Source organism: Pseudomonas iranensis (assembly GCF_014268585.2).
Lineage (GTDB): Bacteria > Pseudomonadota > Gammaproteobacteria > Pseudomonadales > Pseudomonadaceae > Aquipseudomonas > Aquipseudomonas iranensis.
In genome coordinates this window covers 698,465-713,332 of record NZ_CP077092.1, presented here as the reverse complement: position 1 = coordinate 713,332, position 14,868 = coordinate 698,465, and the positions used below count along the sequence as shown (strand labels likewise).

At 60.9% G+C, this 14,868-nt stretch carries 8 protein-coding genes and 2 pseudogenes; 5 read left to right on the top strand and 5 right to left on the bottom strand.

The features are described 5' to 3' along the window. Positions 1–249 precede the first annotated feature (249 nt). Positions 250–1,734, bottom strand: a complete 1,485-nt coding sequence (gene putP, locus HU724_RS03165; RefSeq protein ID WP_016772011.1) for a sodium/proline symporter PutP — start codon at positions 1,732–1,734, stop codon at positions 250–252. Between the two features lie 458 nt (positions 1,735–2,192). Between putP and putA the strand changes: the two genes are divergently transcribed. Together putA and HU724_RS03155 are read left to right on the top strand one after the other, a co-directional pair. Next, positions 2,193–6,146, top strand: a complete 3,954-nt coding sequence (putA, locus tag HU724_RS03160; protein ID WP_186567472.1) for a trifunctional transcriptional regulator/proline dehydrogenase/L-glutamate gamma-semialdehyde dehydrogenase — start codon at positions 2,193–2,195, stop codon at positions 6,144–6,146. A gap of 259 nt (positions 6,147–6,405) precedes the next feature. Beyond that, positions 6,406–8,208 carry an acyl-CoA dehydrogenase gene (locus HU724_RS03155; protein WP_186567475.1) on the top strand — a complete coding sequence of 601 codons (1,803 nt, stop codon included), beginning with the start codon at positions 6,406–6,408 and terminating at the stop codon, positions 8,206–8,208. Positions 8,209–8,320: 112 nt separating this feature from the next. Here HU724_RS03155 and HU724_RS27900 read toward each other — a convergent pair whose 3' ends face one another. The 4 genes and pseudogenes from HU724_RS27900 to HU724_RS03140 all read right to left on the bottom strand — a co-directional run bounded on the left by HU724_RS27900 (position 8,321) and on the right by HU724_RS03140 (position 10,887). Further along, complete coding sequence (locus HU724_RS27900) at positions 8,321–9,052, bottom strand: methyl-accepting chemotaxis protein (protein ID WP_373878027.1); 732 nt, start codon at positions 9,050–9,052, stop codon at positions 8,321–8,323. Between the two features lie 135 nt (positions 9,053–9,187). Beyond that, positions 9,188–10,213 (bottom strand): annotated as a pseudogene (locus tag HU724_RS27895) (cache domain-containing protein); the annotation flags it as partial. Positions 10,214–10,357: 144 nt separating this feature from the next. Continuing rightward, complete coding sequence (locus tag HU724_RS03145; RefSeq protein WP_039756738.1) at positions 10,358–10,660, bottom strand: cell division protein ZapA; 303 nt, start codon at positions 10,658–10,660, stop codon at positions 10,358–10,360. Then, the gene (locus tag HU724_RS03140; protein WP_016772015.1) at positions 10,657–10,887 is read right to left on the bottom strand and encodes a hypothetical protein; all 231 of its coding nucleotides are present in this window, start codon (positions 10,885–10,887) and stop codon (positions 10,657–10,659) included. The genes HU724_RS03145 and HU724_RS03140 overlap by 4 nt, the downstream gene beginning before the upstream one ends. Positions 10,888–11,163: 276 nt before the next feature. On the opposite strand from HU724_RS03140, the pseudogene HU724_RS27890 reads away from it, so the two are divergent. The 3 genes and pseudogenes from HU724_RS27890 to HU724_RS03130 all read left to right on the top strand — a co-directional run. Further along, positions 11,164–11,886 (top strand): annotated as a pseudogene (locus HU724_RS27890) (MCP four helix bundle domain-containing protein); the annotation flags it as partial. A 30-nt stretch (positions 11,887–11,916) separates the two neighbouring features. After that, on the top strand, positions 11,917–12,789 hold the full coding sequence (locus HU724_RS27885; RefSeq protein WP_370695130.1) for a methyl-accepting chemotaxis protein: 873 nt from the start codon (positions 11,917–11,919) through the stop codon (positions 12,787–12,789). 321 nt (positions 12,790–13,110) lie between these two features. After that, positions 13,111–14,853 (top strand): potassium/proton antiporter, encoded by a 1,743-nt coding sequence (locus tag HU724_RS03130; protein WP_024011302.1) that lies wholly within the window; start codon positions 13,111–13,113, stop codon positions 14,851–14,853. Positions 14,854–14,868 lie beyond the last annotated feature (15 nt).

The following is a 14,868-nucleotide window of genomic DNA, read 5'->3' as shown; positions in this document are numbered from 1 at the left end:
AAACGACCTTGTTAATTCGGCCGTTCGACTACAGACAATTCAATCAAACCTGCCACCCACCCTGTGGGAGCGAGCCTGCTCGCGAAAGCGGCATGTCAGTCGACACATTGATTGAATGATCAATCGCATTCGCGAGCAGGCTCGCTCCTACAATGGATTTCCACAGGATTCGAGAAATCACAGGCACAAAAAAACGGCCCGCTTCCTGTAGGAAACGGGCCGTTCTCATGTGAGCCGAAGCTCAGTCGATCACTTGTTCAGATGGAAGTCTTTTTCCGCTGCCTCGAAACGCTCAACCATGCCGCGAGTCGGCTCACCCGCCTTGCTGACAAAGTAGATGGCCAGGCTGGCGAAGATGAAGCCCGGAATGATTTCGTACAGACCCAGCAGTTCGAAATGCTTCCAGACCACCACGGTGATTGCGCCGACCAGAATACCGGCCAGTGCGCCATTGCGGGTCATGTCTTTCCAGACCACCGAAATCAGCACCACAGGACCGAATGCAGCACCGAAACCGGCCCAGGCGTAGGACACCAGGCCCAGTACGCGGTTTTCCGGGTTGGCAGCCAGCGCGATAGCGATCAGGGCTACCAGCAGCACCATGGCACGACCGACCCAGACCAGCTCCAGTTGCGAAGCGGACTTGCGCAGGAAGGCTTTATAGAAGTCTTCGGTCAGGGCGCTGGAGCACACCAGCAACTGGCAGCTCAGGGTGCTCATCACCGCCGCCAGAATGGCCGACAGCAGTACACCGGCAACCCATGGGTTGAAGAGGATTTTCGCCAGTTCAATGAACACGCGCTCCGGGTTCTCGGTCACAGGACCGGCCACTTCCGGGTGCGCCGAGAAATAGGCGATACCGAAGAAGCCCACCGCAACGGTGCCGCCCAGGCAGAGGATCATCCAGGCCATGGAAATGCGACGCGCCTTGGCGATCGACTTCACCGAATCCGCCGCCATGAAACGCGCGAGGATGTGCGGCTGGCCGAAGTAGCCCAGACCCCAACCCATCAGCGAGATGATGCCGATGAAGGTGGTGCCTTTGAGCATGTCGAAGTTGCTTGGATCTTGCGCTTCGATGGCGAGGAACGTGGTGTCAACGCCGCCTGTGGCCAGCAGGACGATGATCGGCGTAAGGATCAGCGCGAAGATCATCAGCGTGGCTTGTACGGTGTCGGTCCAGCTCACCGCGAGGAAACCGCCGATGAAGGTGTAGGCAATCGTTGCCGCCGCACCGGCCCACAGCGCCGTTTCGTAGGTCATGCCGAACGTGCTTTCGAACAGGCGGGCACCGGCGACGATGCCGGAAGCGCAGTAGATGGTAAAGAACACCAGAATCACGATCGCCGAGATGATCCGCAGCAAGCCGCTTTTATCTTCGAAACGGCTGGAAAAGTAATCCGGCAGAGTCAGGGCATCGCCGTTGTGCTCGGTCTGCACACGCAGACGGCCGGCGACGAACAGCCAGTTCAGGTAGGCACCGACGATCAGGCCGATGGCGATCCAGCTTTCGGACAGACCGGACATGTAGATGGCGCCCGGCAGGCCCATCAGCAACCAGCCGCTCATGTCGGAGGCACCGGCAGACAGCGCGGTGACGACGCTGCCGAGGCTGCGACCACCGAGAATATAGTCGGAAAGGTTGTTGGTGGAGCGATAGGCCATCAAGCCGATCAGCACCATTGCTGCGATGTAGATCACGAACGTGATCAGGGTTGGATTGCTTACGCTCATTGAGTTACGCCCTGGCTTTGTTTTTATGTAGCGGCGGTGGTGAACCGCTCGCAAACGACGACGTTTGGCAGACGATCCGGGATCCCGCGCATTTAAGACTGATGTTTCCCCAGGAAAGCCATCAGCCGATGCACCGGGTTATTCCCGGTTGCACCTTGGCGGCGAATGCTATGCAACAAAGCAAATAAGGTGCAACCAGTTTCGCGAGAATTAGTTGCACCCAGTCGGATTAATCGACGATCTCCCCGTTTTTGCTCCCTTTTATGGCAGTCATGGCTCTTTGCTAGAAGCAAAAGCACCAAGCAGGAGCAGCACTTTCGTACCAGAAATTATTTCCTGACGAGCTGCGTATTATTCCGGCAAAAAAAGGGTTGCACCCGGTTGCACCTCATTCAACGCACGGCTAATCTTGCGGCCAGCTGATGCCACGCAACTGTGGCAACCATGAGGATAAAAATATGGCTACCACCACCCTTGGGGTCAAACTCGATGACCCGACCCGCGAGCGCCTGAAGGCTGCCGCAACCTCGATTGATCGCACGCCGCACTGGCTGATCAAGCAGGCAATTTTCAATTACCTGGAAAAACTCGAGGGTGGTGCAACCCTGACCGAGTTGAACGGTTTGACCGCCAAAGACGCCGATGACGCAGGCGAAGTGCAGACCGATCACGCTCACCAATGCTTCCTCGAATTCGCTGAAAGCATCCTGCCGCAATCGGTTCTGCGTGCTTCGATCACCGCCGCCTACCGCCGCCCTGAGCCGGAAGTGGTGCCGATGCTGATCGAGCAGGCGCGCCTGCCGGCACCGATGGCCGAAGCCACCAACAAACTCGCCGCGACCATCGCCGAAAAACTGCGTAACCAGAAAAGTGCCGGCGGTCGTGCCGGTATTGTTCAAGGTCTGTTGCAGGAATTCTCCCTGTCGTCCCAGGAAGGCGTGGCGCTGATGTGCCTGGCCGAAGCGCTGCTGCGCATCCCGGACAAAGGCACCCGCGATGCGCTGATCCGCGACAAGATCAGCACCGGCAACTGGCATCCGCACCTGGGCAACAGCCCTTCGCTGTTCGTCAACGCCGCCACTTGGGGCCTGCTGCTGACTGGCAAACTGGTCTCCACCCACAACGAGGCCGGCCTGACCTCGTCGCTGAGCCGCATCATCGGCAAGAGCGGCGAGCCGATGATCCGCAAGGGCGTCGACATGGCCATGCGCCTGATGGGCGAGCAGTTCGTTACCGGCGAAACCATCGCCGAAGCGCTGGCCAATGCGAGCAAGTTCGAAGCCAAGGGCTTCCGTTACTCCTACGACATGCTCGGTGAAGCGGCACTCACCGAAGTCGACGCGCAAAAATACCTGGCGTCGTACGAACAAGCGATCCATTCGATCGGCAAAGCCTCTCACGGCCGTGGGATTTATGAAGGCCCGGGCATTTCCATCAAGCTCTCGGCACTGCACCCGCGTTACAGCCGTGCGCAGTACGAGCGGGTGATGGACGAGCTGTACCCGCGTCTGCTGTCGCTGACCCTGCTGGCCAAGCAATACGACATCGGCCTGAACATCGACGCCGAAGAAGCCGACCGCCTCGAGCTGTCGCTGGATCTGCTCGAGCGCCTGTGCTTCGAGCCGCAGCTGACTGGCTGGAACGGCATCGGTTTCGTTATTCAGGCGTATCAGAAGCGTTGCCCGTACGTGATCGATTACGTGATCGATCTGGCCCGCCGCAGCCGTCATCGCCTGATGATCCGCCTGGTGAAAGGCGCGTACTGGGACAGCGAAATCAAGCGCGCCCAGGTCGAAGGTCTGGAAGGCTATCCGGTCTACACCCGCAAGGTGTACACCGACGTTTCCTACATTGCTTGCGCACGCAAACTGCTGTCGGTACCGGAAGTCATCTACCCGCAATTCGCTACGCACAACGCCCACACCCTGTCGGCGATCTACCACATCGCCGGTCAGAACTATTACCCGGGCCAGTACGAATTCCAGTGCCTGCACGGCATGGGCGAACCGCTATACGAACAAGTTGTAGGCAAGGTTTCCGAGGGCAAGCTGAACCGTCCGTGCCGCGTGTACGCACCGGTCGGCACCCACGAAACCCTGCTGGCGTACCTCGTGCGTCGTCTGCTGGAAAACGGTGCCAACACCTCGTTCGTCAACCGTATCGCCGATCAGTCGATTTCGATTCAGGAACTGGTGGCCGATCCGGTGGCACAGATCGAGCAGATGGCCACCGTGGAAGGTGGTTTTGGCCTGCCGCACCCGCGCATTCCGCTGCCGCGTGACCTGTACGGTGCCGAGCGCGCCAACTCCAGCGGCATCGACATGGCCAACGAACATCGTCTGGCCTCGCTGTCCTGCGCCCTGCTCGCCACCGCGCACAACGACTGGAAAGCCGCGCCGATGCTCGGTTGCGCCTCCAGCAACGAAACGCCGGTCGCGGTGCTGAACCCGTCCGATCACCGCGATGTGGTCGGTCACGTCCAAGAAGCGACCGTCGAAGACGTCGACAATGCCATTCAATGCGCGCTGAACGCCGCGCCGATCTGGCAGGCCACCCCGCCGGCCGAACGTGCTGCGATTCTGGAACGTGCCGCTGACTTGATGGAAGGCGAGATCCAGCCGCTGATGGGCCTGTTGGCTCGCGAAGCCGGCAAGACCTACGCCAACGCCATCGCCGAAGTCCGCGAAGCGGTCGACTTCCTGCGTTACTACGCAGTGCAGGCGCGCAACGATTTCAGCAATGACGCCCACCGCCCACTCGGTCCGGTGGTGTGCATCAGCCCGTGGAACTTCCCGCTGGCAATCTTCAGCGGCCAGGTCGCTGCGGCATTGGCCGCCGGTAACCCGGTACTGGCCAAACCGGCCGAGCAGACTCCGCTGGTAGCGGCTCAGGCTGTGCGCCTGATGCTCGAAGCCGGCATCCCGGAAGGCGTGCTGCAACTGCTGCCGGGTCGCGGTGAAACCGTCGGCGCCGGTCTGGTCGGTGACGAGCGCGTCAAAGGCGTAATGTTCACTGGTTCCACCGAAGTCGCGCGCTTGCTGCAACGTAACATCGCTGGCCGTCTCGACAGCCAGGGCCGTCCGATTCCGCTGATCGCCGAAACCGGTGGCCAGAACGCGATGATCGTCGATTCCTCGGCACTGACCGAACAAGTGGTGATCGACGTGGTGTCGTCGGCCTTCGACAGCGCCGGTCAGCGCTGCTCGGCACTGCGCGTGCTGTGCCTGCAGGAAGATTCCGCCGATCGCGTCATCGAAATGCTCAAAGGTGCCATGGCCGAAAGCCGTCTCGGCAACCCCGAGCGTCTGTCCGTGGACATCGGCCCGGTGATCGACGCCGAAGCCAAGGCCGGCATCGACAAGCACATCCAGGGCATGCGCGATAAAGGTCGCAATGTTTACCAGGTGGCGATTGCCGACAGTGAAGAGGTCAAGCGCGGCACCTTCGTCATGCCGACCCTGATCGAGCTGGAAAGCTTCGACGAACTGCAACGCGAAATCTTCGGCCCGGTACTGCACGTGGTGCGCTACAAGCGCAAAGAGCTGGATCAACTGATCGGCCAGATCAACGCCTCCGGTTACGGCCTGACGCTGGGCGTGCACACGCGCATCGACGAGACCATCGCCAAGGTGATCGACAACGTCAACGCCGGTAACGTCTACGTCAACCGCAACATCGTCGGTGCCGTGGTCGGCGTGCAGCCATTCGGCGGCGAAGGCCTGTCGGGTACTGGCCCGAAAGCCGGCGGCCCGCTGTATCTGTACCGCCTGCTGTCGACGCGTCCTGCCGACGCCATCGAACAATCCTTCGCCCGCGGTGACGCCATCGTCGCCCCGGACGTGCGCTTGCGCGATGCCATGAGCCAATCGTTGAACGCGCTGAAAGCCTGGGCCGACAACAACAAGTTCGCCGACCTGAGCACCCTGTGCGTGCAATACGCAGCGCAATCGCAGAGCGGCATCACCCGCGTGCTGGCTGGCCCGACCGGCGAGAAAAACAGCTACGCGATCCTGCCGCGCGAGCACGTGCTGTGCCTGGCGGAAGTTGAAGGTGATCTGCTGACGCAACTGGCGGCGGTGCTGGCAGTTGGCGGTTCGGCGGTGTGGCCGGAAACCGAGCTGAGCAAAGCCTTGTTCGCCCGTCTGCCGAAGGAAGTGCAGGCGCGGATCAAACGCGTTGCCGACTGGAACAAGGACGAAGTGGTGTTCGATGCCGTGCTGCATCACGGCCACTCCGACCAGTTGCGCGGCGTCTGCCAGCAGATCGCCCAGCGTGGCGGTGCAATCGTTGGCGTTCAGGGCCTGTCCCAGGGCGAGACCAACATTGCCCTGGAGCGTCTGGTGATCGAGCGCGCGCTGAGCGTTAACACGGCTGCGGCGGGTGGTAATGCCAGCTTGATGACGATCGGCTAAACCGCTGCAAATCCAGGCGACCGCAATGGTCGCCTGGATTGCAATTCCCTGTGGGAGCGAGCCTGCTCGCGAAGACGGCGTTTCAGTCGACATCAATGTTGTCTGACCCACCGCTTTCGCGAGCAGGCTCGCTCCCACAGTTGTTTTCGGCGCCTGTTAAGTCCGCGCGCGGCTCCAACATCACGCTTATCAATCATCCTGTTCAGTCTTTATCAGCACGCCTAGACTCGGCCCAACCCCAATTTCCAGGTAGGCCGCCATGTCCGAGACGCTGCTCAGTTCCCGCAATCTGGCTTTCGAGCTGTACGAAGTCCTTGATGCCGAGGGCCTGACCCGGCGCGAGCGCTTTGCCGAGCACAATCGCGAGACCTTCGACGCCGCCATCGGCACCGCGCGCAACATCGCCGAGAAGTACTTTGCGCCGCACAACCGCAAGGGCGACGAGAACGAGCCGCGCTATGAGGACGGTAAGGCGATCCTGATTCCTGAAGTGAAACCGGCAGTGGATGCCTTTCTCGAGGCCGGATTTCTTAACGCCGCACGCAGTTTTGAAGCGGGCGGCATGCAATTACCGACCCTGCTGTCGCAAGCCTGCTTCGCGCATTTCCAGTCCGCCAACGCAGCGTCGACCTCGTACCCGTTCCTGACCATGGGCGCGGCCAATCTGATCGAGAGCTTCGGCAGCGAAGAGCAGAAACAGCGCTTCCTGCAACCGATGATCGACGGACGCTTCTTCGGCACCATGGCCCTGACCGAGCCGCATGCCGGTTCGTCACTGTCGGATATCCGCACCCGCGCCGAGCCTGCATCCGACGGCACCTATCGCCTGAAGGGCAACAAGATCTTCATTTCCGGCGGCGATCATCCGCTGTCGGAAAACATCGTGCACATGGTGCTCGCCAAACTGCCCGACGCCCCACCGGGGGTGAAAGGTATTTCGCTGTTTATCGTGCCGAAGTTTCTGGTAAACGACGACGGCAGCCTCGGCCAGCGCAACGACGTGCTGCTCGCCGGCTTGTTCCACAAGATGGGCTGGCGCGGCACCACATCAACGGCGCTGAACTTCGGCGATAACGGCGAGTGCGTCGGCTATCTGGTGGGCAAAGCGCACCACGGTTTGAGCTACATGTTCCAGATGATGAACGAAGCGCGGATCGGCGTCGGCATGGGCGCGGTCATGCTCGGCTATGCCGGTTACCTTTATTCACTGGAATATGCGCGCGAGCGGCCGCAGGGCCGGGTGCCGGACAGCAAAGATCCGAGCACAGCGCCGGTGGCGATCATTCAGCACGCGGACGTCAGACGCATGCTGCTGACGCAGAAATCCTACGTCGAAGGTGCGTTTGACCTCGGCCTGTATGCCGCGCGTTTGTTCGATGACACCACCACGCTGGAAACCGAAGCCGAACGCAAACAGGCTCATGAGCTGTTGGACCTGCTGACGCCGATCGTCAAATCCTGGCCTTCGGAGTTCTGCCTCAAAGCCAACGAACTGGCGATCCAGATTCTTGGCGGCCACGGCTACACCCGTGAATATCCGGTGGAGCAGTACTACCGCGACAACCGCCTGAACCCGATCCACGAAGGCACCCACGGCATCCAGTCGCTGGATTTGCTCGGGCGCAAGCTGGCGCAGAACGGTGGCGCCGGTCTCAAGCAGCTGATTCGATTGATCGCCAACACGGCCGAACGTGCCACTGCATACGATTCGTTGACCACCCTGCGCGAACCGCTGGAAAAACTCGTGGCCCGCTTGCAAACCGTGACCATCGGCCTGCTCACCGATCTGGCCCAAGGCAAGGTCAACAGCAGCCTGGCGAACTCGGCGCTGTACCTGAAAGTGTTCGGCCACGCAGTGATCGGCTGGCGCTGGCTGGAGCAGGCGATCCGCGCCGAGGAAGGCCTGGCCAAAGGCAATTCGGCGGATGTCGACTTCTATAAGGGCAAGTTGCAGGCGGCGCGGTATTTCCTGACATGGGAAGTGCCGGGTTGCCAGCATGAGCTGGACTTGCTGGAGGCGCGGGATGATACGTGTCTGGGGATGCGGGAGGAGTGGTTCTGATCTGCAAGTTGTTTAGCGACTGAAACCATTCGCGAGCAGGCTCGCTCCCACACGCCGAATCCAATGTGGGAGCGAGCCTGCTCGCGAAGGCGTCAGCTCAGGCGATACAGCTTCAACTCAACTTGAACCCACCCATCTGCCGCGCCAGATCATCCGCCAGCTTCTGCAACATCTGGCAGTCTTCGCGACAAGCCCTGACCTCCCCCGCCGTCGCCCGTGCCAGATCGGAAATCCCCTGCACGTTGCGGTTGATCTCTTCAGTCACCGCCGACTGCTCTTCGGTTGCCGTCGCCACCTGATGGTTCATATCGCTGATGCGCTCAACCTGGCCGGTGATCGCCGTCAGCGACGCACCGGTACGCTGGCTCGATTCAACCCCGGTACCCGTCGCGGCTTGGCCGGTGCGCATCGAAGACACGGCGTTCTCCGCGCCTTGCTTGAGGCTGCCGATCATCAGCTGGATCTCATCGGTCGAGGCCTGGGTTCGGCGCGCAAGCGTGCGCACTTCATCGGCGACCACCGCGAAGCCACGGCCCATGTCGCCAGCGCGGGCGGCTTCGATGGCGGCGTTGAGTGCGAGCAGATTGGTCTGTTCGGAAACGCCACGAATCACCGCCAGCACCGAATCGATCGACGCCACTTGCTGCGCCAGCTCACCCACCGCCCCTGCCGCCACGCCGATCTCATCGGACATGCTTTCGATATGACGGATCGAGCCACCGACCACTTCCCGTGCCTGCAACGCCTCATCGCGCGCGGTTTGCGAGGCAAGCGCGGCGTTGCCAGCGTTCTGCGCGATTTCCTGCACGGTCAGGCCCATTTCGTGGACGGCCGTGGCAACCATGTCGGTCATTTCCTGCTGCCGGCCGGAACGCTCGGCGGTGTTGTCCACCACCGTTGCCACTTGCCCCACGGCCGTGCGCAGGCGTTCGCTGGTGGTCAGCACCTCGCCGATCATTGCGCGCTGGCTGTCGAGGAAACGGTTGAAGCCGCGCGCAAGGTCACCCAGCTCATCGGCACGGCTGGAATCTAACCGGCGAGTCAAATCTCCACCACCGCTACCGATGGCCACCAGTGCCCGTGTTACTTGTCGAATCGGTCGCACTAGCCCCTGCGCCAGCCACACCACCAGCGCCAGGCAGACCAGCGCCACCACCAGACCGATGCCGCCACTCATCCACATCGCTTTCCGTGCTTCGGCGTAGATCTGCGACTGCGGCACTTCGGCCACCAGGGTCCAGCCGAGATCGCGCAACGGCAGGCTGAAAGCGAGGAAGTCTTCACCGTCGCGCTCGAAGCTGCTGTTGACCGCATCCTTGTGCCCCATCAGCGCTTGCGCCGCGTTGGCACCGATCTGCTCGGTCAAGGTGCGTTTGCCGCTGAACTGCGCCTCAGGATGGACCTGAATCAAACCGTCGGAACGCACGAGATAGACCTTGCCGCGCTCGCCGAAACTGAAATTGTGAATCAGCTCCGACAGCTCTTTCATGCTCAGCCCGAGCCCGGCGACCCCGACAACTTTGCCGGCCTGCTCGACCTTCAGATCGATGAACAGGGCCAGCTCGCCAGTGGCGCCGTCGTTGTCGATATTGAGGGTGCGCGGCTGATTGCTGTCGAGAAAGGAATAGAACCAGGCGTCGGCCGGTTTGGCGCGACTGAGGGTGCGGTCCAGGCCTTTTTCGGTGATGTAGTGATTGGATTCGGTGCCGATGATCAGCGCAGTGAAGGCCTTGTGTTCGGCGCGGATGCCTTCCAGATACTGCGCGAAGAGCGCAGTTTTGCTGCTGTCCTCGCCTGTCGCCAGCCAGTCACGCACCATGGTGTTACTGGCGATGTCCTTGGCGGCGGTGAGCGGTTGCACGAGGATGCGTTCGATATCGTTGCGCGTCGCTTCAATGCTCGACGGCAGCGCTTGTTCGACCAGATAGCTCTGGGCGAGGCGGTTGACCACCAGGGTATAAATGCCAACCACAATCACGATGCTGATCAGCAGGGCCGCGCCCATGCCGAGAATCAACTGCCACTGAATACTGCGTCGCCACCACTGCATGGAGCACCCCCAAGGAATAAGTGGCCGAAACACTGCAACAGCCGTGCCGATTGTATACAAACCAACCGACAATCTATTCCTTGGTTGTGCGCAACCTCATCAGCCCTGACTGATGGTCTTGGCAATCGTCTCGACCGTGGCGCTGACCTGCTCTTGATAACGCTCGAGTTCTTCTTTGTGCTGCTTCTTCATTTCGATCTGCTGCGAGCACAGATTCATCGCCGCCAGCACCAGCAAACGGTCGCCGATCAGCGTCGGGTATTTGCGCTTGGTGTCTTCCAGCGCTGCCTTGAGCATCATCGCCGCATCCAGCAGGGTCTGTTCTTCCCCGGCCGGTGCCTTGATCGAATAGTCCTCGCCGAGAATGGAGATGACTTTTACCCCTGCTGTGCCGTGGTTCATGCGCTGACAGGACCGGCATTGACGCGATCAACCAGCGCCTGAATGCGCGCGGCGGTGGCGCCGTGTTTTTCTTCCTGCTCCATCAGGTTCAGTTGCAGGTTTTCGTTTTCATCCTTGGCCTGGGCCAGTTCCGTGGACAGGGTCTGGTTGGTCTGCAGCAAGGTCTGGTTCTGTTGCACCAGGTCGCTGACGAGCTGTTCCAATTGGCTGAGGGATGCTTCCAACATTTTGATCTTCCAAGCGTTTTTCAAAGGGCGCGTACGATAAAGAAAAGTCACCACGGATGCCAGGGTTAAACCGGCGCAAGGCCTTGATTTTCCTGGGGGCAAGCGTTCTCGCGAGTTTAAAAGACTGTGATTGGTCGATCTGGTTCCTGCACTTCGTCGCTCAAGCCTGTCTGCGACAAATACGCACACCACCTCAAGACTTTAGTCGTATGACCGATAAGTCACCCATACAGCAGTCTCAGCCCGCATGGATGCGGCCCTTTTCGGTATCCGCCCATGTCCCTTCGCAATATGAATATCGCCCCACGGGCGTTCACCGGCTTCGCCCTGATCGGCGGCCTGATGTTGATCCTCGGCGTGTTTGCGCTGAACCAGATGAGCAAGATCCGCGCGGCCGGCGAAGACATCGCCACCGCCAGCGTGCCATCGATCAAGGCCCTCGATGAATTCACTCAACTGACCCTGCGCCTGCGCGTGCTCTCGTATCGCCTGCTGATCAACCGCGAACCCGACGTGCAGCAGAAAACCATCGAGCTGTTCGACCTGCGCAATCGCCAGATCGCCGATGCGCAACGCGCATACGAGCCACTGATCGAAGGCCCGCAGGAGCGTGCGGCGTACGATCAGTACGTGCAATTGCTGGCGCAGTACCGTCAGCTTGAAGAACGCATGAAAACCCTGTCGCGCAACAACCAGATCGCCGAGTTGCAACAGATGCTCAACAGCGATTTGTTGAGCAATTCGGAAGCGGTGAATACCGCGCTGGCGCGCTTGCTGGAGATCAACACCCAGCAGATTGCCGAGACTGATCAGGGCGCGAAGGATCAGTATTCGCTGTCGTTCGATCTGGTGGTGACCCTGCTGGTGATCGCCAGCGGCCTGACCCTGCTGTTCGCCTGGTTGCTGACCGTGAGCATTACCAAGCCGATTTCCAAGGCACTCGAGGCGGCGGAAACCATCGCCGAAGGCAACCTCACCCAGCCGATCCATGTCGATGGCGAAGATGAAGCCGGGCGCCTGCTGGCGGCGATGGCGAAGATGCAATCGAAGCTGCGCGACACCCTGCAGCGCATCTCCGGTTCGGCCACACAGCTTGCGTCTGCTGCGGAAGAGCTGAACAGCGTCACCGACGAAAGTGCGCGCGGCCTGACCCAGCAGAACAACGAAATCGAGCAGGCCGCCACTGCGGTCAATGAGATGACCAGCGCCGTCGAGGAAGTCGCGCGCAACGCGGTCAGCACTTCGGAAGCCTCGAAAAACGCCACCACTTCGGCGGGCGACGGTCGTGATCTGGTGCAAGAAACCGTCAGCGCCATCGAACGCATGAGCGCCGATGTGCAGAGCACCGCGTCGCTGATCGGCGACCTGGCCAATGAATCCCGCGACATCGGCAAGGTGCTCGACGTGATTCGTGGCCTCGCCGACCAGACCAACCTGCTGGCATTGAACGCAGCCATCGAAGCGGCCCGTGCCGGTGAGGCCGGTCGTGGTTTCGCCGTAGTGGCGGACGAAGTGCGCGCACTGGCCCACCGCACCCAGCAGTCGACCAGCGAAATCGAACGCATGATCGGCAGCATCCAGAGCGGCACCGAACACGCCGTGGATTCGATGCGCAACAGCACCGAGCGCGCCGAATCGACCTTGAATATCGCCCGTGGCGCCGGGATGTCGCTGGACACCATCAACAGCGCCATCGTCGAAATCAACGAGCGCAACCTGGTTATCGCCAGCGCCGCCGAAGAGCAGGCGCAGGTGGCGCGGGAAGTCGATCGCAATCTGGTCAACATCCGCGATCTGTCGGTGCAGTCGGCGACCGGCGCCAATCAGACCAGCGCAGCGAGCAATGAGCTGTCGCGCTTGGCGCTGGACCTTAACAACATGGTTGGGCGGTTCAGCCTGTAACTTTTGAGATCAAGATCAAAAGCCCCTCACCCCAGCCCTCTCCCAGAGGGAGAGGGGGAAAGGGAGCAGATCGGGGGGCTTTCGAAATGCCCGTTCGACTCGGTAGTTCAGGGCGCAGCAGCAGGTATATTCACCCCGGTCAGTCCCCTCTCCCTCCGGGAGAGGGCTAGGGTGAGGGGCAGCAATGCCGTGCCGAACTCAAATTCCGATGCCCCCCTGAAATCCTTTTTGACAGCATCACATTTCAACAGGTTAGAATCGCTGGCACGCAGACTGCATGGTCAGTTTGTGCCTCGTCTTTATGCTTCTGGAGTACTGCCTTTGAATGCGACGACCATCAACAGCCTGTTCTTGATCGGCGCGTTGCTGGTAGGCGCAAGCATTCTTGTCAGTTCTCTTTCTTCACGTCTCGGCATTCCGATTCTGGTCATCATTCTCGCGGTCGGCATGGCTGCCGGGGTCGATGGTGGCGGGATCATTTTCGATAACTACCCGACGGCCTATCTGGTCGGCAACCTCGCCCTGGCAGTGATCCTGCTCGACGGCGGCTTGCGTACGCGGGTGTCGAGTTTCCGCGTGGCCTTGTGGCCGGCGCTGTCGCTGGCCACGGTCGGGGTGTTGATCACCACCGGGCTGACCGGCATGGCCGCTGCGTGGCTGTTCGACCTCAATCTGATTCAGGGCCTGCTGATCGGCGCCATCGTCGGCTCGACCGACGCCGCTGCGGTGTTCTCGCTGCTCGGCGGTAAAGGCCTCAACGAACGAGTCAGCGCCAGTCTGGAAATCGAATCCGGCAGCAACGACCCGATGGCGGTGTTTCTCACCGTGACCCTGATCGACATGCTCGCCAGCGGCGAAACCGGCCTGCACTGGAGCCTGCTGACCCACCTGATCCGCGAGTTCGGCATCGGTGGTGTGATCGGTCTGGGCGGCGGTTGGGTGATGCTGCAACTGGTCAATCGCATCAATCTCGCCGCTGGGCTCTATCCGATCCTGATCATTGCTGGCGGTCTGGTGGTGTTCGCGCTGACCAACGCCTTGCATGGCAGCGGCTTCCTCGCTGTCTATCTGTGCGGTCTGGTGATCGGCAACCGCCCGGTGCGCAGCCGCCACGGCATTCTGCACATGCTCGACGGCATGGCCTGGCTGGCGCAGATCGGCATGTTCCTCGTGCTGGGCCTGCTGGTCACGCCCCACGATCTGCTGCCGATCGCCCTGCCCGCCCTCGGTCTGGCATTGTGGATGATCCTGTTCGCGCGGCCGCTGTCGGTGATGGTCGGCCTGCTGCCGTTCAAGGCCTTCCATGGTCGTGAAAAAGCCTTTATTTCCTGGGTCGGCCTGCGCGGCGCGGTGCCGATCATTCTCGCGGTGTTCCCGCTGATGGCCGGCCTGCCGCAAGCGCAGCTCTACTTCAATCTGGCGTTCTTCATCGTGTTGGTTTCGTTGCTGGTGCAGGGCACGAGCCTGCCGTGGGTGGCCAAGCTGCTCAAGGTGACCGTTCCGCCAGAACCCGCGCCGATATCCCGAGCGGCACTGGAAGTGCACGTCACCAGCGAGTGGGAACTGTTCGTTTACAAGCTCGGCGCGGAGAAATGGTGCATCGGCTCGCCCCTGCGTGAGCTGAAAATGCCCGAAGGCACACGCATCGCGGCGCTGTTTCGTGGCCAGCAACTGCTCCATCCGTCGGGTAGTACGGTGCTGGAAGTCGATGATTTGCTGTGTGTTATTGGCCATGAACACAACTTGCCGGCCCTCGGCAAACTGTTCAGCCAGGCACCGCAACGCGGCCTCGATCTGCGTTTCTTCGGCGACTTCGTGCTCGAAGGAGACGCCCAGCTTAAAGCGGTTGCAGCGCTGTATGGCTTGCCGGCCGAAGGCATCGATCCGGACATGACTCTGGGCGCGTTCATTGCGCAAAAAGTCGGGGGTGCCCCCATCGTCGGCGACCAGGTGGAGTGGAACAACACACATTGGACGGTGGCGGTCATGGACGGGAACAAGATCGGCAAAGTGGGCGTCAGATTCCCCGAAGGAAGTCGCCCGGGCCCCGGACTCTTCCTCTAAACTGCTCCCACTCTC

Coding starts and splice junctions, on each gene's coding strand:
- putP (WP_016772011.1), bottom strand. CDS start 1,734: ATGAGCGTAAGCAATCCAACCCTGATCACGTTCGTGATCTACATCGCA.
- putA (WP_186567472.1), top strand. CDS start 2,193: ATGGCTACCACCACCCTTGGGGTCAAACTCGATGACCCGACCCGCGAG.
- HU724_RS03155 (WP_186567475.1), top strand. CDS start 6,406: ATGTCCGAGACGCTGCTCAGTTCCCGCAATCTGGCTTTCGAGCTGTAC.
- HU724_RS27900 (WP_373878027.1), bottom strand. CDS start 9,052: ATGGTTGCCACGGCCGTCCACGAAATGGGCCTGACCGTGCAGGAAATC.
- HU724_RS03145 (WP_039756738.1), bottom strand. CDS start 10,660: ATGAACCACGGCACAGCAGGGGTAAAAGTCATCTCCATTCTCGGCGAG.
- HU724_RS03140 (WP_016772015.1), bottom strand. CDS start 10,887: ATGTTGGAAGCATCCCTCAGCCAATTGGAACAGCTCGTCAGCGACCTG.
- HU724_RS27885 (WP_370695130.1), top strand. CDS start 11,917: ATGGCGAAGATGCAATCGAAGCTGCGCGACACCCTGCAGCGCATCTCC.